The following is a 23,185-nucleotide window of genomic DNA, read 5'->3' as shown; positions in this document are numbered from 1 at the left end:
GTTTCGTCGTTCAAGAAACTGTTTCCAAAAATCCCGAAGGCAATTGCTTGGCGGTTTACACCTCCAAAGTGTAGCCTTAATCCCGAACGCTCCACAAAGAAATTGAGCGCGCGCAAAGCGCCACCCAAGGGGAAGAAACGCAGCATGGCCCGTAAGAACGCACAGGATGGACAAGGCCCTTCGGTGAGCGCGGAGGAGGCGCTGGAATTCCACGCCATGGGCCGGCCGGGCAAGCTGGAGATCGTGCCGACCAAACCGATGGCCACGCAGCGCGACCTTTCGCTGGCCTATTCGCCGGGCGTCGCCGTGCCGGTGAAGGCGATCGCCGAAGACCCGTCGCGCGCCTTCGACTACACCACGCGCGGCAATATGGTTGCCGTCATTTCCAACGGCACCGCCATCCTCGGGCTGGGCAATCTCGGCGCTCTGGCCTCCAAGCCGGTGATGGAAGGCAAGTCGGTGCTGTTCAAGCGTTTTGCCGACGTCGACAGCATCGACCTCGAGGTCGACACCGAAGACGCCGACGAATTCATCAACTGCGTCAAGTTCCTCGGGCCCTCCTTCGGCGGCATCAACCTGGAAGACATCAAGGCGCCGGAATGCTTCATCATCGAGCAGCGGCTGCGCGAATTGATGGACATTCCCGTCTTCCATGACGACCAGCACGGCACCGCCATCATCGCCGCCGCCGGCCTGATCAACGCGCTGGCGATCACCGGCCGCGACATGAAGACGACCAGGCTCGTCTGCAACGGCGCGGGTGCTGCCGGCATCGCCTGCATCGAACTGGTCAAGTCGATGGGTTTCGCGCCGGAAAACGTCACCCTGTGCGACACCAAGGGTGTCGTCTACCAGAGCCGCACCGAGGGTATGAACCAGTGGAAGTCGGCGCATGCGGTGAAGACCGAGGCGCGGACGTTGGCCGAGGCGATGGACGGCGCCGACGTGGTGTTCGGGCTTTCGGCGCGTGGCGCCTTCACCAATGCCATGATCCAGTCGATGGCGAAAAACCCGATCATCTTCGCCATGGCCAATCCCGATCCGGAGATCACGCCGGAGGAGGTGGCCGAGATCCGCACCGACGCCATCATGGCCACCGGCCGGTCCGACTATCCGAACCAGGTCAACAATGTGCTGGGCTTCCCCTATATCTTCCGGGGTGCATTGGACGTCCGCGCGACCACCATCAACGACGCCATGAAGGTGGCGGCCGCCCAGGCGCTGGCCGAGCTTGCCCGCAAGGACGTGCCCGACGACGTGGCCGCCGCCTATCAGGGCAACCGGCCGAAATTCGGCCCGCAATACATCATCCCGGTGCCGTTCGACCCGCGCCTGATTTCGGCCATCCCGATCGCGGTGGCCAAGGCCGCGATGGAAACCGGCGTGGCGCGCAAGCCGATCCTCGACCTCGACCGCTACGCGCAGGAACTGTCGGCGCGGCGCGACCCGATCGCCTCGACGCTGCAGCGCATTTACGACCGCGTGCGGCGCCAGCCCAAGCGCATCGTCTTCGCCGAGGGCGAGGAGGAACAGGTGATGCGCGCGGCGGTCGCCTATGTGAACCAGCGGCTCGGCACCGCCATCCTGCTCGGCCGCGACGACATCATCAAGGAGAATGCCCGCCACGCCGGCATCGACCTCGACAAGCCGGGGCTGGAGATCATCAATGCGCGCCTGTCGCGCAAGAACGCGATCTATGCCGATTTCCTGTACGAGCGCATGCAGCGCAAGGGCTTCCTGTTCCGCGACTGCCAGCGCCTGATCAACAACGACCGCAACCATTTCGCCGCCTGCATGGTGGCGCTGGGCGATGCCGACGGCATCGTCACCGGCGTCACCCGCAACTATTCAACGGCGCTGGACGACGTGCGCCGCGTCATCGACGCCAAGCCCGGCCATCGTGTCATCGGCGTATCGATCGTGCTGGCGCGCGGGCGCACCGTTCTGGTGGCCGACACGGCGGTCCACGACATGCCCAATGCCGACCAGATCGCCGACATCGCCGAGGAAGCGGCCAATTTCGCGCGGCGAATGGGCTATGAACCCCGCGTCGCTATGCTTGCCTACTCCACCTTCGGCCATCCGCAGGGCGAACGCTCCGAGCGGGTGCAGGAGGCGGTGCGCATTCTCGACAAGCGGCGGGTCGATTTCGAGTATGACGGCGAAATGGCCGCCGACGTCGCGCTCAACCCGCGCGTGATGGCGCAATACCCGTTCTGCCGGCTGACCGGGCCGGCCAATGTGCTGATCATGCCGGCGTTCCACTCGGCCTCGATCTCGACCAAGATGCTGCAGGAACTTGGCGGCTCGACCGTGATCGGCCCGCTTCTGGTCGGCCTCAACAAGCCGGTGCAGATCGTGCCGCTGAACGCCAAGGATTCGGACATCGTCAACATGGCGGCCATCGCGGCCTATTCGGCCGGAGCCTGAGGGCTGATCCCTTCCCGCGAAGCGGGCGAGGGTCGCGTCAGAGACATGTCTCGGATGCTGCTCCGATCAGGCACTCGCCAAACCCAAAGCAAAACCCCGGCGGTCACCCGCCGGGGTTTTTGTCTGTTCCAGCGCTAACCCGGTTCAGTGCGTCAGATCGAGCGCGGCGGTGAGGTCGCCCATGACCGGCAGGCTGTTGGCACGCAGCGCGTTGTCGCGCGCGACCAGCCCCTGCAGCACCGGCAGGTCGTAGCGCGTGGTGACGAAACGCAGGATCGAGGTGGTGTCGTACTGGCTGTGATCCACCGTGCCCATCTTGGCGAAGGGCGAGACGATGATGGCCGGGATGCGGTTGCCCGGCCCCCAGCGGTCGGCCTTGGGCGGCGCGACATGATCCCAGAAGCCGCCATTCTCGTCATAGGTCACCACCACCAGCATATGCGCCCATTGCGGGCTCTTCTCCAGATGGGCGATGACGTCGGCCAGGTGCTGGTCGCCGCTCGACACGTCGGCATAACCGCCATGCTCGTTGAGGTTGCCCTGCGGCTTGTAGAAGGTGACGGCCGGCAGCTTGCCGTCGTCGATATCCTTGATGAAGGCGGCGCCCTCGAGGCCACCGTCCTTCAGATGCTCGGCGCGGGCCGGCGTGCCCGGCGCATAGGCGGCGAAATAGTTGAAGGGCTGGTGGTGGAACTGGAAGTTCGGCACCGGCGTGGCGTTCTTGCCGTCGAGCGCGGTCTGCCAGGCCCCGGCATACCAGGCCCAGCTAATCCCCTTCAGCGACAGGAGGTCGCCGATGGTGATGTCATGCTGCGGCGGCAGCGTGGTGGCGGCCTTCGGGTCGGCAAAAGCCGGATCGCCGCCTTCCGCCGGCTTGTTGTTGGACGGCTGGTAGGGCGGTTGCATGGTGTTGACGGCGTAGAAGTCGGGCGAGATGGCGCCGTCCTTGACGAATTTCGGCCCGCCGGCGAGCGCCGATACAGGCGAATTGTCGGCCACCTTCAGCGTGACGCCGTCCGGCTCCACTGAAGCGATCATGTCCTTCACCGGGCTCTTGTCGGCGTCGGGATAAAACGGCGTGCAGGCGCAGACCAGCGCGAAATGGTTGATGAAGGAACCGCCGAACGCACCCTGGAAGAAGTTGTCGGCCAGGACGTATTTCTGCGCCACCTTCCACATCGGCAAAGACGAGCCGTCATAGTGGCCCATGACGAGGCCGCCGGAATCGGCCCAGGCCACGAACTTGTCGTTCTTGCCGCCATTGATCTGCATCTGCTCCTGGTAGAAGCGGTGCCACAAATCGCGCGTGATGACGTTGAGCCCCTGGTTGAAACCCTTGGCATCGTCGATGGCGAAAACGGCATTGGCGAGGTGCGCCGACTGCGCCTCGGTGACAGCCGGCGTCACGCCCTTGGCGGTCAGGCCGCCCCAGGACGGCGGCAATTCGGACAGCGGCTTGCCGTCGCGGTCGAGCTGGGTGACCTCGTCGGCGCTGGCATTGGCGAGGCCGTTGGCGCCGGGGAAACCACCGTAGAGATTGTCGAAGGAGCGGTTCTCGGCATAAATCACGACAATGTTATCGATCTTGTCGTAGCCGGCGGGAGCGGCATGCGCGGGCAGCGCGGCGGTGAGCAGAGCCAGCGCGGAACTGGCCAGACAAGCGGATTTGAGGGGTTTGAGCCTTGGCATGGGGGATGACCTTGTGGCTGAGGGACTGGCTGGAGGGCCGCCTGCGGGCCGTCCTGCCGAAGCCACGCACCTGCAAGTCGCAAAAAGCCTAGGCCCGCTCTCTGTCAGGTTTGTGACATGGGGATGCAGTGCCGGCGGGCGTCATCATTTCGTTGCAGGCGCCGGGAATCATGCGCCGGCTTGCTCCGATACGACAAAACCCGAAGGTGCCTCCGAAAGTGCCCAAGATCGATCCGCGACGCCTGCGACACGGTCTCGCCGCGCTGGCGGTGGCCATGGCGCTCGGGCTCTCAGCCCCCGCTATCCGACACACGGTCGCCGCCGAGGCCAACGGCGTCCATCCCGGCCCGCTGTCGCGGGCGCAGGCCTTCGCCCGTGCCGCCACGCTGACCGAACTTGGCCGCCAGATGTTCTTCGACCCGGCGCTGTCGGCGTCGGGGCGGCAGGCATGCGCTTCCTGCCATGACCCGAAGCATGGTTTCTCCTCCGCCTCGGCCGCGCCGGTCGAGATGGGCGGTCCGGCGCTCGACCGGCCAGGCCAGCGCGCGGTGCCGACGCTGCGCTATCTGCAGGCGGTGCCCGCCTTCAGCGAGCATTTCTACGATTCCGAGGACGAGGGCGACGAAAGCGTCGACAACGGCCCGACCGGCGGCCTGACCTGGGACGGCCGCGTCGACCGCGGCGCCGAGCAGGCCAGGATCCCGCTTCTGTCGCCGTTCGAGATGGCGAATGCCGGCCCAGACGCTGTGGTGGCACGGCTCGCCAGGACCGCCTATGCCGACGCGTTCAAGGCGGCGTTCGGCGACGACATCTTCTCGCGACCCACCGATGCTTTCGACGGCGCCGTCGAGGCGCTCGGCACGTTCGAGCAGGACGCCGCCACCTTCTACCCCTATTCCAGCCGCTACGACGCCTTTTTGGCCGGCAAGGGCACGTTGACCGCGCAGGAACTCCATGGCCGCGCCCTGTTCGAAGACCCGGCCAAGGGCAATTGCGCTTCCTGTCATCTCAGCGAGCCGGCCAATGACGGCGAGCCGCCGCAATTCACCGATTTCGGCCTGATCGCCGTGGCGGTGCCACGCAATCCGGCCATTCCCGCCAATGCCGACTCCGCCTATGTCGATCTCGGCGTGTGCGGCCCGCTGCGCACCGACCTCAAAAGGCGGGACGAATATTGCGGCCTGTTCCGCACGCCGACGCTGCGCAACGTGGCGTTGAAGAAAAACTTCTTCCACAACGGCTTCTTCCACACGCTGCGCGATGCTGTCGCGTTCTACGCCTCGCGCGACAGCGACCCCGGCCACTGGTATGCGAAGAACGCCGACGGCTCGGTTCACCGCTATGACGACCTGCCGCAACGCTATTGGGCGAATCTCAACCAGGACCCGCCCTTCGGCCGCAAGCCCGGCGACAAGCCGGCGCTGGACGATGCCGAGATCGACGACATCGTCGCCTTTCTCAACACGCTCACCGACGCCGACCAGTTGCAGCAGGCGGGGCAGTAGCGGCTTGCGGTTCTCGCGAGCTCAAGCGCAGAAGGTGGCCTGCGCCGTCTCCGGCTGCTCCTCTTCCGCCCTCCGTCCCATGAACAGGAACACCACGATCGCGGTGACCACGGTGATCGCGGTGAGCAGGACGAGCAATGTCGAGAAGGCCAGGCCGTATTGCGTCACCAGGAGGTCGCGGCCCGTGCCGGGCAGCAGGGCTTGTGCTGCGGCGAGGTCGCCGGTGACCAGCCTTTGCGCGGCCTGACCCAGTCGGCCGGTTTCCGCCGCGGGCGCCGGCGTCGCTGCCGTTGCCAGGTGCCCGGCCGTCAGCGCCGACAGCACGGCGCTGACCACGGCCAGTGCCAGGCCTTCGCCGGCAACGCGTGTGGTGTTGAAGATGCCGGTCGCCATGCCGGCGCGCTCCTTCGGCACCACCGAGACGGCGAGCCCGTCCATCAGGCCCCAGGGCAGGCTGATGCCGACGCCGATGGTCAACATCGGCAGAAGCAGCGCGGACGGCGGCGCGCCGCCCGGCACGCCCGACAGCCAGAACAGGCCGGCGGCCGAGATGGCCAGGCCCGTCGCGCACAGAACCGAGGCCGGCAGCCAGCGCGTCAAAAGGCCGGCCACCAGCGGCAGCACCAGCAACGGCGCCGACAGCGCGATCATCATGCGGCCGGCGCCGATCTCGCCCATGCCCTCGACGCCGACGAAACGCACCGGCAGCAGGATCAGAAGCACGACGAAGGCGTAGGCGGGAGCGGCGGCCAGAAGCTGCACGCCGACGAAGCGCGGATAACGAAACAGCGAGAGGTCCAGCATCGGCCGCGCCACCTTGCGCTCGATCAGGCCGAAGGCGAGGAAAAGCACGACCGCGCCGGCGATGAGACCGACCACCGTCGGATCGCTCCAGCCGGCCTCCGGCGCCTTGAGGAAACCGTAGGTGAGCAGCGCAAGTGCCGCGGTGAAGCTTGCCGCGCCCGGCCAGTCGAGACCGGCGGCGGCGGGATCGCGGCTGTCGCGCATGAAACGGGCCGCGATCAGGAAGGCGACGGCGGTGGCGCCCGCCACCGGCAGGAAGATGGAAGGCCAGCCAAAGGCGTCGATCATCAGGCCCGACGCGATCGGCCCGAAGGACAGGCCGATGCCGAAGGAGGTACCGAGCAGCGAAAAAGCGCGCATGCGGGCGCCATCGTCGAATTCCTGGGCAAGTGCCGCCGCACCGCCGGCGAAGGCAAAGGCGGCGGCGACGCCTTGCGCGGCGCGGGCAAGGTCGAGCCAGAGGATCGAAGGCGAGATGGCGGCAACCAGCGAAAACAGGCCGAAGGCCGCGGTGCCGATCAGGAAGATGCGTTTGCGGCCATAGGCGTCGGCCAGCGCGCCCGCCGCCATCAGCGAGGAGCCGAAGGTCAGCATGAAAGCGTTGGTCACCCAGTTGTGCGCGATCGGGCTGCCGCCGAGCGCCCGGCCGATGGCGGGCAGCGCGACAGCCGGCCCTGTGAAAGTGAGCGGCATGGAGAGAGCGGCCAGACACACCGCAACGAGAACGAGCGCTTTTTCGGCCGCGCCCGGAGCCTTTTTCGATTGAACCATGATGCCCACGGGGGTTTTTCGCCCGCGACGTCCGCATTCCGCGAAACACGCCGCCGGGCTTGTTGAATGACCATTTCATGATAGTTTTGCGGTAATCAGGACAAAATGCCGGTCACGTTCCGCTTATCATGGAAGGAAACGCTCGAATGGATCGCTCCCTCGACCGGCTGAGCGGGCTCGCCGCCTTCGTGCGCACGGCCGATCTCGGCAGTTTCGTCGCCGCTGGGCGGGTGCTTCGGCTATCGCCGTCGGCGGTCGGCAAGGCGGTGACCCGGCTGGAGGAGCAGCTGGGGGTTCGCCTGCTGCAGCGTTCGACCCGCAGTCTAAGGCTGACCGAAGAAGGGCGCCTGTTCCACGACCGCTGCCGCAGGGTGCTGGACGACCTCGACGACGCCCAGGCGATGCTGGCGGAAGCGGTGGAAACGCCACGCGGGCGGCTGAGGGTCAGCGCGCCGGTGGTCAGCTATCATCTGTTCCTGCCGGTGCTGCCGGAATTCACGCGGCTCTATCCGGAAGTCGAGATCGACCTCGATTTCAACGACCGCATCGTCGACCTGATCGACGAGGGCGTCGACGTGGCGCTGCGCAGCGGCGACCTGCCCGATTCGCGGCTGATGGCGCGGGCGCTCAGGCCCTTCCAAATGCTCTTATGTGCTTCCCCCGATTATCTCGAGCGCCACGGCAGCCCCGCCTGTCCGCGCGACCTCGACGGCCATCGGGCGATCCTCTTCCGCTTCCCCAACAGCGGCAAGCTGCATGACTGGCCGCTGACCCTGCCGGAGGGCGAGCCGGAACCGCGCCGGCACATCGTGCTCACCTGCAACAATATGGAGGCGTTGCGCGGCGCCACCCTTGCCGGCCTCGGCATCGGCTGCATGCCGGATTTCCTGGCGCGCGAGCCGGTGGCCAAAGGCGAATTGGTGACGCTGCTCGACCGCTATCTCGACGCGCCGGGCCAGTTCCGCCTGATCTGGCCGTCGAACCGGCAATTGTCGCCGAAGGTCCGGGTGTTCGTGGATTTCATCTGCGAGCGGCTGTTCGCCGCCCGCTGCGAGGCCTTGCCCGGTCCGGGCACCGGCGCGGCATCCCAATCGCGAGCGGTGGAAACAGCTCAGACCTGATTCCAGCGGCGCACCACCGGCTCGGTCATGTCGTGCTCGTAGCCGAGCGCCGAGATGCTGGCCGTATCGAGCACGAACAGCGCCCCTTGCGGGGCCGGCAGGCCGAGCCAACGGGCGGCAAGCGTGCGCAGGAAATGCGAAGAAGAGAAAACCAGCACGTTGCCATTCACCGCGCGCAACGCCTGAACCACGCGGTCGGCGCGGGCGCCGGCCTCGGCCACGCTTTCGCCGTCCGGGCAACCGTCGCGGTAGAGGTTCCAGCCGGGGCGCTCGACCAGGATTTCCTTCGTCTTCAGCCCCTCATAGGCGCCGTAATCCCATTCGGCGAGGTCGGGTTCGATCACGGCGTCGGTGCCGAAGCCGGCCAGTTCCGCCGTGCGGCGCGCGCGGGAAGACGGGCTCGACCAGACGGCGGCGAAACTCCTGCCCTTCAAGCGGTCGCCCAGCCCGCGCGCGGCGTCTTCGCCCGTGCCGGTCAGCGGAATATCGGTGCGGCCGGTGTGTTTGCCGGTGGCGCTCCACTCGGTCTCGCCGTGCCGCACCAGGGTGATTTCGGGATAGGGGCTCGCCATGCTCGTCCTCGTTTGTCGCGGCGAGGACTATACGGATTTCGTCTTGCGGCGCCATGATCCTTCTCCCGCATGGGAAAAGGAAAAAGACGCTACAGCAACCCCGCCTGCTCGGCCTCGCGCTTGAGGTTCTGGCGCGGACGCGGGCCGATCTGCTGGATGACCAGGCCGGCCGCCAGCGAGCCGAGATCGCCGCAGGTCTTGAGGTCGAGACCCTTGGTGTAGCCGTGCAGGAAGCCGGCGGCATAAAGGTCGCCAGCGCCGGTGGTGTCGACCAGCTCATGGATCTTGGTGGCCTCGATGACGAAGGTCTCGTCGCCATGGACGATGACCGACCCCTTCTCGGAGCGGGTGACGGCGGCGATGCGGCAATCCTTGCGGATCTGCGCCAGCGCCTCATCGAAGGAAGCGGTCTGGTAGAGCGACTTGATCTCATGGCTGTTGGCGAAAACGATGTCGACCGTGCGCGAACGCATCAGGTCGAGGAATTCGCCACGGTAACGGTCGACGCAGAAACTGTCCGACAGCGACATCGACACCTTGCGGCCGGCGGCGTGGGCATGCTGCGCCGTCAGCCGGATCGCCTCTTTGGCGCGCGGCGGATCCCACAGATAGCCCTCGAAATAGGTGACGGCCGCGCCACGGGCCTTGTCGGCCTCGACATCTTCCGGGCCGAGCTCGACGCAGGCGCCGAGATAGGTGTTCATCGACCGCTCGCCGTCGGGCGTGACGAAGATCATCGAGCGCGCGGTGGGCGGCGTGCCCTGCAGCGGCCTGGTGTCGAAGGCAACGCCCTGGGCATGGATGTCGTGGGTGAAGATTTCGCCCAGATGATCCTGGCTGACCTTGCCGAAATAGGCGGAGCGACCGCCGAAGCTGGCGATGCCGGCGGCGGTGTTGCCGGCGCTGCCGCCGGACGCTTCCACGGCGGGTCCCATGCGACGGTAGAGCAGTTCGGCGCGCTCGGCGTCGATCAGGTTCATCGCGCCCTTGATGATGCCGTTGTCGGCGAGGAAGGCCTCGTCGCATTGGGCGATGATGTCGACAATGGCATTGCCGATGCTCAGCACATCATATTCCGGCATTCAGGTCTCCGCGCGGGGCTGGGTCCAGTCAAATGGCCCAAAACCCTGGCTTTCTGCCATGCCGGCCGCGCGCGGGTCTACAGAAATGGCCGGATTTTGCAAGTTATTGCTGCGGCCGGGGCGCGTTGAGGTCGCTAGGTGCGAAAGTGACGACGATCTCGCTCCATATCTCGTGCGGGTAAGGGCGCAGCATGGTGTAAGGAGCGCATTTTTCGATGGCGCGTATGGCGCTCTCTGCGTAGAGCCGAAATGCTTTCCCTTTTTGAGGCTCCCGGACCGTCGGTTTTTCAGCTAACGAGCCATCGGGCTTCAAGCGGACGAGAATTTTCGCCTGAAACAAGATGGTTTCTCCTGAAACCGCGCCCGCCGGTATCGACCAGCAGCTGTCGATCTTCTCCCGCATGGCCACCATGGCGGCCATACTGATCTTCCCGGCAGCCGCCTTGTCGCCGGCTTCCGCAGACACGGTTGGAGCGCACATCAACAGAGTGGCCAGAACGCACCGGGCCCGTGAATGCATGCCTTGGCTTCCCCCTGCACATCAGCGGGTCCTACCGTAGATTGAAACAGGGATTGGGCACAACGGTCGCCTTGCGTGCCGGCAAACCGGCTCAAAACACCGGCGCGAAGTTCAGTTTCAGCTCGCGCCAGCGCTCGTAGGGCAGGCGGGTGCCGGCCATACTGTGAAAAGGCGCGCAGCGCTCCACCGCGCGCACGGCGCTGGCGGCGAGCAGCTTCGCCTCCTTGGCCTTGGGCGGGTTCTCGGCCACCGGCTTGGCGGCCAGCGAGCCGTCGCGCTTCAGCCTGACCTTAACCACCACCGAGATGGGTTTCGCGCCGGTCATATCAGGCGGCATCCAGCAGGCGGCGATTTCGTTGCGCAGCGCATCGACCAGCGCGGCAAGCTCACCCTTCTCGTCGGCACGCACCGGCGAACCGAAACCCGCCAGCAAGGCGGCGATAAAAAGAACGCGGATCGCAACATTCATCTCAACAGGAACCCTGGCCGGGCGCGTCATTCGCATCGGCGATGAATTTGGCGCGGGCATCATAGTAGGCGCGAGCGCCAGCCCGCGCAATGAGAGCGGGCCGGCCTGGTTCAACGCCGCGTCGGCACACGTTGCTGGAACGACGTGCGTCGCCGTCAACCCTGTTCCGTCGAGAACAGCTCGTTCAGGCGGCGGAAGGTCATGGTGTTGGCGCGGTTGAAGGTGAAGGAGCCGACGTCGAGCAGTTCGCGGCCGGCCCGCTCCAATGCGCTGAAGGCGGCGCAGGCAAGCTGCGAGCCGACCGAAATGCGCTTGGCGCCGGCTTGCGCCAATGCCGGCACGGTGAAGTCGGGCACCGCCAGCACATTGACCGGCCGCGTGACCGCCTGGCAGACGGCGCGCACCGAAGCAACGTCGGCGATACCCGGCGCATAAAGCACGTCGGCGCCGGCCTTCTCATAGGCCTGCAGCCGGCGGATTGTGTCGTCGAGGTCGGCCCGGCCGTGCAAAAAGTTCTCGGCGCGCGCCGTGAAGACGAAGTCGCGTTTCAAGGCCCGCGCGGCCTCGGCCGCCGCCGCCACCCGCTCCACGGCTTGCGAGAAATCGTAGATCGGCTTGTCCGCGTCGCCGGTATGGTCCTCGATCGAGCAACCGGCAAGGCCGGCAGCCTCGGCCGCGAAGATGGTCTCGGCGGCGCTTTCGGCGCTGTCGCCCTTGCCCTTCTCGAGATCGGCCGACACCGGCAGCGCGGTGGCCGCGACGATCTCGCGGCAATGCTGGATCATCGCCTCGAAGGTGATGCTGCCATCGGGCAGGCCGCGCGAGAAGGCGTGGCCGGCGCTGGTGGTGGCCAGCGCCTTGAAGCCCATGGATGAAAGAAGCTTGGCCGAGCCGACGTCCCACGGGTTGGGAATGACGAACGTCTCGGCGTGCAAATCCCTGAAGGTCTTGCCCTTGTCCATTGAAATATCTCCGGCAATTGTGCGATTGGGCTAATCCTAGCGAGCCCTTCGGGGCCGGGCAAACGAATGCCGTTGGCGCAGGCCCAGGCCGCTCAACACTCCTGCCAAAAGTCGGCGTCGAGGCTTGATCGAACCGTCATGGAAGGCGCGGCGCTAGCGCAGCGGGACCATGCTCGGCAGTTCGCGCATGTCGGCGAACAGGATGCCGCCGGCCTCCCGCAGGCCTTCGGGATCGGAATGGGGGTCGCCGTGATAGGAAAACACCCGCATGCCGGCGGCGATGCCGGCCTTGGTTCCGGCCACCGAATCCTCGATGACGATGCAGTTTTCGGGCGCGACGCCCATTTCCCTCGCCGCATGTAGGAAAAGGTCGGGGAAGGGTTTCGAGCGGCCGACCATGGTGGCGCTGTACATGGCGTGTTCGAACAAAGGCAGAAGCCCGGTTACGCCGAGCGTGATGTGCATCTTGGAAACGCGCGCCGAGGAGGCAACGCAATAGGGAATGCCGGCGGCGCGCACGGCGTCGATGACGTCGCGCACATGCGGGATCTCGTCGACGCCCTTGGCGAACAGCTCCGGCAGGCCGATGTTCCAGCGGTCGGCGAAATCCTCGCCGAGGTCGATACCGGCCGTTTCAAGGATCTCGTTGCGTACCGAGACCATCGAACGGCCGGAAAAATGCTTGCGGCAATAGTCGAAATCGGCGGGATAACCGGCCTCGGTCAGCCAGACGGCCAGCCGCTCATTGGCCATGTTCTCGGTGTCGACCAGAATGCCGTCGCAATCGAAGATGACCAGTTCCGGCAACGTCATCAAGCCGTTCCGGTCGACCCGAAACCGCCGCCGCCGCGTGTCGTGCCGCCGGCGAGGCTGCGTTCCTCGGCCCGCACCTGGACAACGGGCGCGAAGACGATCTGGGCGACGCGCATGCCGCGCTCGACATAAAATTCCTCGTCGCCATGGTTGATCAGCAGCACCTTGACCTCGCCGCGATAGTCGCTGTCGACGGTTCCCGGTGTGTTGAGGCAGGTGATGCCGTGCTTCAGCGCGAGGCCGGAGCGGGGCCGCACCTGGCCTTCCAGACCCTCGGGGATTTCCATGACCAGCCCGGTCGGCACCAGCACGCGCCTGCCGGGCAGGATGAGCAGCGGCCGGTCTTCGGGAACGGCGGCGCGCAGGTCCATGCCAGCGGCGCCGGTGCTTTCATAGGCTGGAAGCTCCAGCCCCTCGCCATGCGGCAGGCGGACGAAACCGACCGTCGGGCCAAGGACGGGTGAAGTTTTCGATGTCGGGTGCATGGCGCGATCCTATCGGCCCGACCGCGTGCCAAGTCAACCGCCCACCGGGGTTTCAACGGGATTCTTTGGTGGCGGGAAGCGGTCTGCCACGGCGGTTGAAAAGCCAGCTAACCGGCTTTCGCCGACAGGCGGCGGCGCATGGATAAAAGCGCGATCAGGGTGAGCAATGCAAAGGCCGCGCCGGCAAGGAAGGTGGCCTGGGGTCCGAACTGATCCCATAGGGCGCCGGCGACGACACTCGCGACCAGCAAGGCGAGACCGGTGACGAGGTTGAACATGCCGAAAGCTGTTCCACGCAATTCCGCCGGGGCGGCATCGGCGACCAGGGTCGCCAGCAGGCCTTGCGTGAAACCCATATGCAGCCCCCATAGAAGAACGCCGGCCGCGAGCCCTGCCACGTTGGGCAGGAACGCCAGTGCGAGGTCAGCCACTATGAGCAATACCAGGCCGAGGCCAAGCAGGGTCGGGCGGTCCATGCGATCGGCAAGCACGCCGACGGGATAGGCGGAAAGCGAATAAGCAAGGTTCATGACCACCAGGACGATCGGCACCAGAGCCAGCGGCAGGCCGATCGACTGGGCCCGCAGGATCAGGAACGCCTCGCTGAAGCGGGCGAGGGTGAAGATCGCGGCCACTGCCACCACCCACCAGAAGGCCGGACCGAGGCGCTTGAGTTCGTCGCGCCGCAACGGCATGCGCACCCGGCGCTGCCCCTCGACGCGCTTCGGCTCCTTGACGGCGACAATGATGAGGGCAACGGCGACGAAGGCCGGGATGACGGCGATCCAGAACACCGCCTGGAAATGATTGGCGGTCAGCCACATCAAAACGATCGCCAGCAACGGCCCGACAAAGGCGCCGACAGTGTCGAGCGACTGGCGCAGCCCGAAGCCGGCGCCGCGCTGTTCGGGCGGCGTGATGTCGGCGATCAGCGCATCGCGCGGCGCGCCGCGAATGCCCTTGCCGACGCGGTCGATGAAACGCGCGGTTACCAGCCAGCCGATCGACGGCGCCAGCGGGAAGATGGGCTTGGTTATCGCCGCAAGACCATAACCCAGCGCCGCCAGCAGCTTGCGCTTGCCGAGCCAGTCGCTGAGCGCGCCGGAGAAGATCTTGGTGATCGACGCCGTCGCCTCGGCGATGCCTTCGATGATGCCGACGGCGAGCGTCGAGGTGCCGAGCACCGCCACCATATAGACCGGTAGCAAGGCGTGGATCATCTCCGAGGAGATGTCCATGAACATGGAGACGAAACCGAGCGCCCAGACGCCCGCCGGGAGCCCGCGGCGAGCCCCGTCCGCCCGATCTTTGCCAGTGCCCTGTTGGCCGCCCATCTCAGCGGTTCTCGTCATGCGCATCGAAGACGCGCCGGGCATATCCGTCCAGCAGGGCCTCGCAGGCGCGCAAGCGCTGTTCTGCCTCCCCGGCGAGCGTCGCCTGGTAAAAATCGAGCTTCCTGATCTTCTCAAGCCAGCCCTGCAATTTCTTGAGGTCGGTGTCCTCCTCCTCAAGCTCGGCATAGGTGAACTTGTTGATCGCGATCTCCTTGGCGATCTCGGCTTCGAAATCGGCGCAGCGGCCGAGGAACTCGCGATACTGGTCGTCGCGGTCGGCGCGGAAGCGCTGCACCACCCGCTCTTCCTGAGCGCGATCGAGCGCGACGGTTTCCAGGATGACGGATTCGCCCGCCATTTCGAGAATGTCGTTCTCGATCATCTTCAGCCGGCGCACATGGTCGTCGGTCTTGGGCAGAAGGCAGACACCGTTCTGCAGATAGACCGCACCCATGCCCTTGAGGCGCCGCCACAGCGCGATGCGTTTGGCGGCGGGTTCCGGCGGTACCTTGTAGGTGAGGAGAAGCCAGGACAATGATACCATGGTTGTGCCTCAATGTTACGGTTGTAACATATGAGCTCAAACCACCGTTGTCCAGAATGTCATCGGGCACCGCTGTCCGGCGATTGCCTATCGAACCTCCACCGGCACCACCGTCGTCTCCTTGATTTCCTCCATGACGAAGGAGGCCGAGACGTCGGACAGCGGCACCTTGGCGATCAGGCGCTGGTAGAGCCGGTCATAGGCCTTCACATCGGCGACGCGGGCACGCAACACGTAATCGAGATCGCCCGACATGCGATAGACCCCGGTGATCTCGGGAAAGGAGGTGACCGCGGCACGAAACTTCGCCAGCCAGTCCGGGTCGTGGCTGGAGGTGCGCACGATGATGAACACTGACAAGCCGAGGCCGAGCTTGTCGGCATCGACCAGGGCGACGCGGCCGATAATGAAACGCTCGTCGTCCAGCCGTTTCACCCGGCGCCAGCAGGCGTTGCGCGACAGGCCGACCCGCTCGGAAAGCTGGTCCACCGACAAGGTGCCGTCGCGTTGCAGCTCGGCGAGGATTCGCCGGTCTAGCGTATCGAGTTCATGCTCCATCTTGGGATGTTTGTCCCAACTGCGACCACGAAACAAGGACAATTTGGGACTCCCGTTCCGTCGAAGCGTGGAACCATGGCGGCAGAAATGGGAGAATCACATGACCGCGCGCATCGCCCGCCTGTTCACCGACCATCCACACTCGGTCGACGAAACCTATTTCGAGCATATGCGCTTTGCCGGCTGGTTCGCCGGCAAGCTGTTCCTGGCCGGCTCGGCCGCGCTCATTCACGCTTTCTTACCCTTCCTGTTCGAGACTACGGCGAGCAGGACCATCCGCCAGCTCTACGAGCGCACCCACAACCGGCGACCGCAGGCGTAACCCTGCCGGAGGCTTCGAGCCTCCCGAACCTGGCGCCTGAAGGACGCTGAGCAGAATGTGCCGATGGGCGGCCTATCTCGGTGAGGAAGTCTTTCTGGAAGACATCGTCACCGCGCCATGCCATTCGCTGATCGCCCAGAGCCATTGCGCGCAGGAGGCCAAGTCGCCGACCAATGGCGACGGTTTCGGCCTTGCCTGGTATGGCGGCCGCGCCGAGCCCGGCCTCTATCGCGACATCCTGCCGGCCTGGTCGGACCCGAACCTGAAAAGCCTGTGCCGGCAGATCCGTTCCGGCCTGTTCCTGGCGCATGTGCGGGCCTCGACCGGCGGCGCCACCAGCCGCGCCAACTGCCATCCTTTCGTGTCAGGCCGCTGGGCGTTCATGCACAACGGCCAGATCGGCGGCTTCGAACGCATCCGCCGCGCCCTGGAAGCGACGCTGCCCGACGCGCTCTACGACCAGCTCGAAGGCACCACCGATTCCGAGCTGTTCTTTCACCTGATGATCGACGAGGGGCTGGACGACGACCCGCAAGGCGCGCTCGAACGCGCGACCGCCCGGGTGGTCTCGGCGGCGCGGCGTGCCGGCATCGATCCGGCGCTGAAACTCACCGCCGCTTTTTCCGACGGCGAGACGCTGTTTGCGGTGCGTTACGCCACCGACGCGACGGCGCCGACGCTCTACACCTCGTCGTTTCGCGACGGCACGGGCCGTTGCATCGTCTCCGAACCCTTTGACCGCGAAAACGCCGAATGGCAGCCGGTGCCGCCATCCAGCTTCGTCGTCATGACCAGGGCCGACATCGTCATCCGGCCTTTCGCGCCGGTCTCGGAAAGACGTCCTGTCGCGGCCGAATAAGCGGCGACCGCCTGCCTTCCGCTCGCCTGGGCTACCGGCGCATGGACTTACAGGAACCCAACGAGATGGAAGCCGACACTTTCGTTTAGTGATGCTTCAGCGCGTGGTTCATCGGCCCCCAGTACATCTTCTGCCAACCGTCTTCGAGCATATGATGGGTAGCCTGGGGATAGCCGTTCTGGTCGAAGACAAGCCTGGTGCCGGTGCCATCGGCCTGCAACTCGAAGCGGACGATCGAAAAGATGCCTTCGGGCCAGGCGCGCGAGCGCCAGGTCTGGACGATGCGGCGGTTGGGCACCAGCTCGACGTTTCGGGCTTCGATGTCGCCGCCGAACATCGACACCTCGCCGCCCTCATGCGTCGAGATGTGAGCCGAGCGTCCGCCCGTCATTGCCTGGAAGCGGGCGGAGTTGAGCAGCAGGTCGTAGATGTCCTTCGGCGTGCCTTTGAAATGAACTTCCTGATGGATGGTCATAGCGACCTCCTGGATCGCTGGTGCATGACCCAAAAAACCGGGATCGGTTCTCCGAACGGGTCATGCACAACTCGACGTCCACAGTGTGCTTTGGGCGTCCGAAGGGACGCGCGGCGCTGTGGAGCGGCGTCGAATGATCGACGCCTTTGCGGATATTATCCGCCTGTCGGTTATGGCGGTCAACGACAACAAACGGCCCGCAAACGATGGCGGGCCGTTTGTTCGCAAAGTTCGGATCGCGTCAAGCCGTAGCGTCGAGCACGGCGCCGAAGCCCAGGAGGATGCCGCCCCAACCGCCTTCGGAATCGAGCATCACGGCCGTTTCCTCGGCCTTCGGACCCATGTTTTCAAGCAGCCGGTGTTCGAGATCGACGCGGGTTCCGCCGCTGGCGAGGGGAACGAACCTGACCTCGACTTCGGTGAGGAGATCGGGATCGAATTTCCAGTCCGTGCCGATACGCCATGCCAGGACGATGCGCTGCGGCGGCTCCCAGGCAATCACATCGCCCCATGGGCATTCGCTGCCGTCTTCGCCGGTCTCGTACCAGCGCCCGCCGGCACGGGGCTCGATGGTCGCCGTTTTGAGCGGGACGGTGCCGATGCTGTGGGTCTTTGGCCACCAGCTCGAAAAGCCCGATGTGAAGACCTCGAAAGCCCGCGCCGGGCTTGCCTTGACGGTGACCGAACGGCGCACCGGCGACGGTGAAATCGTGGCTGTCATGTCTGGTCCTCCATTTCCGCCTTGAGCTTGAATTCGTCGAGCGCGTCTCCCCAGAGCCGGTCGAGCCAGGCCCGCATGCGGCCGAGACCGGCCGGGTCGATGTGATAGATGTTGCGCGCGCCCCGGGGCTGCATGCGTACCAGCTGCGCCTCCTTGAGCACCTTGAGATGCTGCGACACCGCCGATTGCGACACCGGCAGCGTGCGCGTGATCTCGGCCACCGAGCAGGGCCGCTGCGCCACCCTTTCGAAGATGGTCCGCCGGGTAGGGTCGGCCAGAGCGGCTATCTGCGCGTAATCATAAGTCATAACTAATCATAAGTGTAAACTGATGATTAGTCAAGAATGATGCAGGTCTCGCCATTTTGTGCTGTAGAGCCGCGCGCCGGTCAAAGCTCCTGACAGTCCGTTGACAGCAGGCTGGTGTAGCGTGCCGCCACGATTCGTCAGGGCTGACGGGACAGAACAGGACGAGCATATGGACAACACCGCCACCCAGGCCGCGCCAGCGCTGAAAGAGATTTTCGACCGCGCGCGGCTTGGCCATTTCGCCGCCGAGACAGCGGCCATTTCTCCCGGTTTCGACGCCGAACGTTTCCTGGCACTCGCCACCGACAATCTCGACGCGCTTGGCATCATGCAACGGCTGCGGCAGACGGCGGTGAGTTTCCATGTCACCTTGCCCGGCTCCTATGGCGAAGCGCTTGAGGTGCTGACCGCGCTGGCGCCGCGCATCAACCACGGCTTCGCCTCGATCGTGCTGCCGGAATTCGTCGCACTCTACGGGCAGGACCATTTCGACCTGTCGATGCGGGCGCTGCATCTGTTCACCCGCTATGGCTCGGCCGAATTCGCCATCCGCCATTTCCTCGCCCGCGATTTCGAACGCACGCTTGCCGTCATGGTTGGCTGGGCCGAGGACGACAACGAGCATGTGCGGCGCCTGGCCAGCGAAGGTTCGCGGCCGCGCCTGCCATGGTCGTTCAACCTCAAGAACCTGATCGCCGACCCGGCGCCGACCGCGCCGATCCTGGAGGCGCTGAACAGCGACCCCAGCCTCTATGTGCGAAAATCGGTGGCCAACCACCTCAACGACATCACCAAGGACAATCCAGACCGGGTGATCGCGCAGGTCTCGGCCTGGGACATGGGCAATGCCCACACCGCCTGGATCGTCAGGCACGCGCTGCGCACCATGATCAAGAAGGGCGAGCCGCGTGCGCTGGCGCTGATCGGCACCACCGGCAAGCCGGAGGTGCGTATCGGCCATTTTTCGGTGACGCCGGCGGCGATCCGTCTCGGCGAGCGCATCCAGCTCGACGCGCGCCTCGTCTCCAGCGCAGCGACCGAACAGAAACTCGTGGTCGACTATGCCGTCCATTATGTGAAGAAGGCCGGCACGGCATCGAAGAAAGTGTTCAAGCTGAAGGAGATCGCCTTGGCGCCCGGCGCTGGCGCCGAATTTTCGATCGGCCAGACCGTGCGCGATTTCACCACGCGCAAGCACCATGCCGGTCATCACCGCGTCGAGCTGATCGTCAATGGCGAGACGCTGGCGACCGGCGGCTTCGATCTCGCACTCTGACCGACGGTCGAAAAACGCCCGCGATGAGCGCTTGACCTCGCCCTTGGGGCAAGCCTTAGACAGGCGCCATGACCCGTCCCCATCTGCTTGCCGGCCGCTTCGGCGCGGCCACCCGGCTTTCGCCCAAGGCGCTCAGGCTCTATGCCGAGCAGGGCCTTTTGGTGCCTGCCCATGTCGACCCGCAGACCGGCTATCGCTACTACGCGCCGGAGCAGGCGCCGCGCGCTAGGTTGATCGCCCGCCTGCGCCAGCTCGGCCTGCCGGTGGCGCGCATCGCGGCCCTGCTCGACCTTTCACCACAGGCGCGCGCAGTGGAATTGCGGACCTGGCTGGAGGCACAGGGCGAACGCCTTGCCGGTCACGCCGACCTGGTCGAGGCGATGGTGCGCCAGGCCGATTTCGGCGGACCGGCACTGTCGATCGCGCTGCGTGACGTTCCCGCCACCAAGATCGTCGGCCGCCGGCGGCTAGCGACGACCATTGATCTCGACGCCTATATGGCACAGGCGCAGACCGACATCCGCGCACATCTTGCCGCTTCAGGCTTCGCCCATGACGGGTCGATGAGCGTGCACCATCACGATCTCACCACCCGCGACAGCGAAGGCTGGGTGGAGGTCGCGATCGCCTGCGAGGGGCCGGTCGAACCGGTCGGCGACCTGCATGTCCGGCTGCTGCCGGCACGGCGCGAGGCCTTCGTGCCGGTGCCGGCGGGCCACGAGGATTTTCCGCTGGTACTTGCAGTCTACGACGCGCTCGAAGCGTGGATCGAACGCAACGGTCTCGCCGCTACCGACAGCCCGTCCGAGACCTATCCCGGCAGCGATGGCGCGCGCTTCGACATCGCCTATCCAATCAGTTCCTGAGGAAACCCAACGCATGCATGTCAACTATGTCGGCTCCGGCCCGTATTGCTACGCCAACTCCTTCGCCATGATGTTCGGCGATGCGGCGCCCTCCGTCGCCGTGATCGAATTCGCCACGTCGAGCCCGTTCGGCATGCAATTGATCGGCGGCAAGCTGCCCCTGTTCGACCCCTATGGCTGGGACCCCGAACAAGGTTTCGACGACACGCTCAACGCGCTGGGCTGGACATCCGAGGTCTCCGGCCGCGGCACGGCCGACGACGCGCTTGCCCGGTTGAAGGCGGCGCTGGCCAACGGTCCGGCCTGGGTCGGTCCGCTCGAAATGGGGCATCTGCACCACCAGCCGGGCATGCGCGGCCCGATCGAGGCAGACCATTATGTCGTGGTGCTGGAGGTCGATGGGGAGCGCGTGCTGATGCACGATCCGCAGGGCTATCCTTATGCGACCCTGCCGCTGGCCGACTTCATGACCGCCTGGGCTGCGAAGACGCTGAGTTATGGCACGCCCTATGCGATGCGGACGGCGTTCCGGCGCGTCGCCGAACGCAACGAGGCCGAGATGATCGAGGCGTCGCTGCCGGCCGCAAGACGCTGGCTTGCCATGGAAGGCGTGTCCGGCATGCCCGAGGGCAGCCTCGGCAACGGCGCGGCGGCGGAACGGCTGGCCGGCATGATCGAAGCGGGCTGCGACGACGGCCTGCGCGGCCACATGATCCACTTCGCCATCCGCGTCGGCGCCCGCCGCGCCAACGATGCCGCGACTTGCCTTGCGCGTATCGGCCGCACGGAGGCGGCAGCGATCGCCGCCGGGCAAGCCCGCCTCATCGGCTCGCTGCAGCACCCGCTGGTGGTCGGCGACGACAAGACGGCGGCCACGCAATTGCTGAAGCTGGCGCCGACCTATGAGCGGCTGCGCGCGGTCCTCTAGAACGCCGCGCGTCCTTTTGGACGCGCAAAGGACGCTCTGACATTTTGAGTCGGCGCATGACCCTTTCCGAAGATCGATTCCGATTTTCTGGGTCATGCGCTGGCCGCCGTTTCCGTTCGACAGGCGGGTTTGTCGCTGGTAGAAGCCGGCGCAACGAACGGAATTCCTGAAAAAATGACCGAAACCATCGAAAAGGCGGTGGCCCGCCGCCGCACCTTCGCGATCATCGCGCACCCGGACGCCGGCAAGACCACGCTGACTGAAAAGCTGCTTTTGTTCGGCGGCGCCATCCAGCTGGCCGGTGAGGTCAAGGCGAAGAAGGACCGTATCCAGACCCGCTCGGACTGGATGAAGATCGAGCGCGAGCGCGGCATCTCCGTCGTCACCTCGGTGATGACCTTCGAATATGGCGACAACGTCTTCAACCTGCTCGACACGCCCGGCCACGAGGACTTCGCCGACGACACCTACCGTACGCTTTCGGCGGTGGATTCGGCGGTCATGGTGATCGACGCCGCCAAGGGTATCGAGCCGCGCACGCTGAAGCTGTTCGAGGTGTGCCGCCTGCGCGACATCCCGATCATCACCTTCGTCAACAAGATGGACCGCGAAGCGCGCGACACGTTCGAGATCCTGGACGAGATCGAGCAGAAGCTGGCGCTCGACACCGCGCCCATCACCTGGCCCATCGGCCAGGGCAAGACCTTCGCCGGCACCTATCACCTGGCCGAGAACGCGGTGCGCCGCAACGACGAGGAAGAAGAGCGCACGCCCGTGCACGGCCCGGATTCCAACCGCGCCGCCGGCCTGTTGCCCGACAATGACCGCCCGGCCTTCATCGAGGAGCTGGAGCTGGCGCGCGAGGCCTGCCGGCCGTTCGACCTGGAAGCCTTCCGCCAGGGCCACCTGACCCCGGTCTATTTCGGCTCGGCGCTGCGCAATTTCGGCGTACGCGACCTGATCGAGGCGCTCGGCGCTTTCGGCCCGGCGCCGCGCGCGCAGGAGGCCGACACCCGCAAGGTCGAGGCGACGGAAGAGAAGATGACCTCCTTCGTCTTCAAGATCCAGGCCAACATGGACCCCAACCACCGCGACCGTATCGCTTTCGTGCGCGTCTGCTCGGGCGAGCTCAAGCGCGGCATGAAGGCCAAGCTCGTGCGCACCGGCAAGCCGATGTCGCTGTCGGCGCCGCAGTTCTTCTTCGCCCGCTCGCGCATAACCGCCGACGAGGCCTATGCCGGCGACGTCGTCGGCATCCCCAACCACGGCACGCTGCGCATCGGCGACACGCTGACCGAGGGCGAGGACATATTGTTCCGCGGCGTGCCGAACTTCGCGCCGGAAATCCTGCGTCGCGTTCGCCTCGGCGACGCCATGAAGGCGAAGAAGCTGAAAGAAGCGCTGCAGCAGATGGCCGAGGAAGGCGTCGTGCAGCTGTTCCAGCCCGAAGACGGCTCACCGGCCATCGTCGGCGTGGTCGGCGCGCTGCAGATCGACGTTCTGAAGGAACGTCTCAACGTCGAATATTCGCTGCCGGTCGATTTCGAGATGTCGCGTTTCTCGATCTGCCGCTGGATCGACGCCGACGACAAGCTCGACCTGACGCGCTTCGTCGAAGCGCATCGCGGCGACATTGCCCGCGATCTCGACAACGACCCGGTGTTCCTCGCCCAGCACGAATTCTCGCTGAACTACGAGGCCGAGCGCTGGAAAGCGATCCGCTTCGCCGCGATCAAGGACTATCAGGTGCGCGACAAGGCGGCGTAGCGTT

General features: G+C 65.6%; 24 protein-coding genes. 9 read left to right on the top strand and 15 right to left on the bottom strand.

The annotated features are described in order from the left end of the window. The first annotated feature begins 144 nt into the window (after positions 1-144). Entirely contained in the window at positions 145-2,430 is a 2,286-nt protein-coding gene (locus QFZ88_RS13895) for an NADP-dependent malic enzyme (protein WP_024923317.1), read from the top strand. Between the two features lie 144 nt (positions 2,431-2,574). On the opposite strand, the gene QFZ88_RS13890 is transcribed toward QFZ88_RS13895, so the two are convergent. After that, positions 2,575-4,119 carry an acid phosphatase gene (locus QFZ88_RS13890; RefSeq protein WP_024923316.1) on the bottom strand — a complete coding sequence of 515 codons (1,545 nt, stop codon included), beginning with the start codon at positions 4,117-4,119 and terminating at the stop codon, positions 2,575-2,577. Positions 4,120-4,394: 275 nt separating this feature from the next. Between QFZ88_RS13890 and QFZ88_RS13885 the strand changes: the two genes are divergently transcribed. Further along, positions 4,395-5,624 (top strand): cytochrome-c peroxidase, encoded by a 1,230-nt coding sequence (locus QFZ88_RS13885; protein ID WP_051504810.1) that lies wholly within the window; start codon positions 4,395-4,397, stop codon positions 5,622-5,624. Positions 5,625-5,645: 21 nt separating this feature from the next. Here the strand turns inward: QFZ88_RS13885 and QFZ88_RS13880 are convergent, their stop codons facing one another. Further along, entirely contained in the window at positions 5,646-7,199 is a 1,554-nt protein-coding gene (locus QFZ88_RS13880; RefSeq protein ID WP_036255012.1) for an MFS transporter, read from the bottom strand. Between the two features lie 146 nt (positions 7,200-7,345). Here QFZ88_RS13880 and QFZ88_RS13875 point away from each other — a divergent pair, with 146 nt between their 5' ends. Further along, positions 7,346-8,320, top strand: a complete 975-nt coding sequence (locus QFZ88_RS13875) for a LysR family transcriptional regulator (RefSeq protein WP_024923313.1) — start codon at positions 7,346-7,348, stop codon at positions 8,318-8,320. Here QFZ88_RS13875 and QFZ88_RS13870 read toward each other — a convergent pair. The 10 genes from QFZ88_RS13870 to QFZ88_RS13825 all read right to left on the bottom strand — a co-directional run bounded on the left by QFZ88_RS13870 (position 8,311) and on the right by QFZ88_RS13825 (position 15,659). Next, entirely contained in the window at positions 8,311-8,892 is a 582-nt protein-coding gene (locus QFZ88_RS13870; RefSeq protein WP_024923312.1) for a histidine phosphatase family protein, read from the bottom strand. The two genes, QFZ88_RS13875 and QFZ88_RS13870, sit on opposite strands and share 10 nt — an antisense overlap. 89 nt (positions 8,893-8,981) lie before the next feature. Further along, the gene (locus QFZ88_RS13865) at positions 8,982-9,974 is read right to left on the bottom strand and encodes an adenosine kinase (RefSeq protein ID WP_024923311.1); all 993 of its coding nucleotides are present in this window, start codon (positions 9,972-9,974) and stop codon (positions 8,982-8,984) included. 103 nt (positions 9,975-10,077) lie between these two features. Next, a complete protein-coding gene (locus QFZ88_RS13860) occupies positions 10,078-10,395 on the bottom strand; it encodes a hypothetical protein (protein WP_139116523.1) in 318 nt (105 codons plus the stop codon). Positions 10,396-10,585: 190 nt separating this feature from the next. Further along, positions 10,586-10,963, bottom strand: a complete 378-nt coding sequence (locus QFZ88_RS13855) for a hypothetical protein (protein WP_024923309.1) — start codon at positions 10,961-10,963, stop codon at positions 10,586-10,588. Between the two features lie 155 nt (positions 10,964-11,118). After that, complete coding sequence (locus tag QFZ88_RS13850) at positions 11,119-11,925, bottom strand: isocitrate lyase/PEP mutase family protein (RefSeq protein ID WP_024923308.1); 807 nt, start codon at positions 11,923-11,925, stop codon at positions 11,119-11,121. Positions 11,926-12,078: 153 nt separating this feature from the next. After that, positions 12,079-12,738, bottom strand: coding sequence for an HAD family hydrolase (locus tag QFZ88_RS13845; RefSeq protein WP_024923307.1), 660 nt, complete (start codon positions 12,736-12,738; stop codon positions 12,079-12,081). Then, entirely contained in the window at positions 12,738-13,223 is a 486-nt protein-coding gene (dut, locus tag QFZ88_RS13840) for a dUTP diphosphatase (RefSeq protein WP_024923306.1), read from the bottom strand. Before dut ends, QFZ88_RS13845 begins: the two co-directional genes overlap by 1 nt. Positions 13,224-13,330: 107 nt before the next feature. After that, positions 13,331-14,557, bottom strand: coding sequence for an MFS transporter (locus tag QFZ88_RS13835; protein WP_024923305.1), 1,227 nt, complete (start codon positions 14,555-14,557; stop codon positions 13,331-13,333). Between the two features lies 1 nt (position 14,558). Continuing rightward, positions 14,559-15,101 carry a Chromate resistance protein ChrB gene (locus QFZ88_RS13830; protein ID WP_024923304.1) on the bottom strand — a complete coding sequence of 181 codons (543 nt, stop codon included), beginning with the start codon at positions 15,099-15,101 and terminating at the stop codon, positions 14,559-14,561. Between the two features lie 87 nt (positions 15,102-15,188). Further along, a complete protein-coding gene (locus QFZ88_RS13825) occupies positions 15,189-15,659 on the bottom strand; it encodes an Lrp/AsnC family transcriptional regulator (protein ID WP_024923303.1) in 471 nt (156 codons plus the stop codon). Positions 15,660-15,759: 100 nt separating this feature from the next. Here QFZ88_RS13825 and QFZ88_RS13820 point away from each other — a divergent pair, with 100 nt between their 5' ends. Together QFZ88_RS13820 and QFZ88_RS13815 are read left to right on the top strand one after the other, a co-directional pair. Continuing rightward, positions 15,760-15,981, top strand: coding sequence for a DUF6356 family protein (locus QFZ88_RS13820; protein WP_024923302.1), 222 nt, complete (start codon positions 15,760-15,762; stop codon positions 15,979-15,981). Between the two features lie 55 nt (positions 15,982-16,036). Continuing rightward, on the top strand, positions 16,037-16,840 hold the full coding sequence (locus QFZ88_RS13815) for a class II glutamine amidotransferase (RefSeq protein WP_024923301.1): 804 nt from the start codon (positions 16,037-16,039) through the stop codon (positions 16,838-16,840). Between the two features lie 85 nt (positions 16,841-16,925). Here QFZ88_RS13815 and QFZ88_RS13810 read toward each other — a convergent pair whose 3' ends face one another. From QFZ88_RS13810 to QFZ88_RS13800, 3 genes are all read right to left on the bottom strand, one after another. Further along, positions 16,926-17,315, bottom strand: coding sequence for an SRPBCC domain-containing protein (locus tag QFZ88_RS13810; protein ID WP_024923300.1), 390 nt, complete (start codon positions 17,313-17,315; stop codon positions 16,926-16,928). A 241-nt stretch (positions 17,316-17,556) separates the two neighbouring features. Beyond that, the gene (locus QFZ88_RS13805) at positions 17,557-18,036 is read right to left on the bottom strand and encodes an SRPBCC family protein (protein ID WP_024923299.1); all 480 of its coding nucleotides are present in this window, start codon (positions 18,034-18,036) and stop codon (positions 17,557-17,559) included. Next, positions 18,033-18,344 carry an ArsR/SmtB family transcription factor gene (locus tag QFZ88_RS13800; protein ID WP_024923298.1) on the bottom strand — a complete coding sequence of 104 codons (312 nt, stop codon included), beginning with the start codon at positions 18,342-18,344 and terminating at the stop codon, positions 18,033-18,035. Before QFZ88_RS13800 ends, QFZ88_RS13805 begins: the two co-directional genes overlap by 4 nt. 169 nt (positions 18,345-18,513) lie before the next feature. Between QFZ88_RS13800 and QFZ88_RS13795 the strand changes: the two genes are divergently transcribed. From QFZ88_RS13795 to QFZ88_RS13780, 4 genes are all read left to right on the top strand, one after another. After that, on the top strand, positions 18,514-19,620 hold the full coding sequence (locus tag QFZ88_RS13795; protein WP_024923297.1) for a DNA alkylation repair protein: 1,107 nt from the start codon (positions 18,514-18,516) through the stop codon (positions 19,618-19,620). A gap of 68 nt (positions 19,621-19,688) precedes the next feature. Then, positions 19,689-20,486: a MerR family transcriptional regulator gene (locus QFZ88_RS13790; RefSeq protein ID WP_024923296.1), complete on the top strand. Its 798-nt coding sequence runs from the start codon at positions 19,689-19,691 to the stop codon at positions 20,484-20,486. 13 nt (positions 20,487-20,499) lie between these two features. Further along, positions 20,500-21,414, top strand: a complete 915-nt coding sequence (locus tag QFZ88_RS13785) for a hypothetical protein (RefSeq protein WP_024923295.1) — start codon at positions 20,500-20,502, stop codon at positions 21,412-21,414. Between the two features lie 174 nt (positions 21,415-21,588). Continuing rightward, positions 21,589-23,181, top strand: coding sequence for a peptide chain release factor 3 (locus tag QFZ88_RS13780; RefSeq protein WP_024923294.1), 1,593 nt, complete (start codon positions 21,589-21,591; stop codon positions 23,179-23,181). The last annotated feature ends 4 nt before the right edge of the window (positions 23,182-23,185 follow it).

Source organism: Mesorhizobium sp. YL-MeA3-2017 (assembly GCF_030814575.1).
GTDB classification, from domain to species: Bacteria; Pseudomonadota; Alphaproteobacteria; order Rhizobiales; family Rhizobiaceae; genus Mesorhizobium; species Mesorhizobium terrae.
Note: the sequence above shows the minus strand (reverse complement) of the source record. Positions and strands in the feature narration are given on the sequence as shown.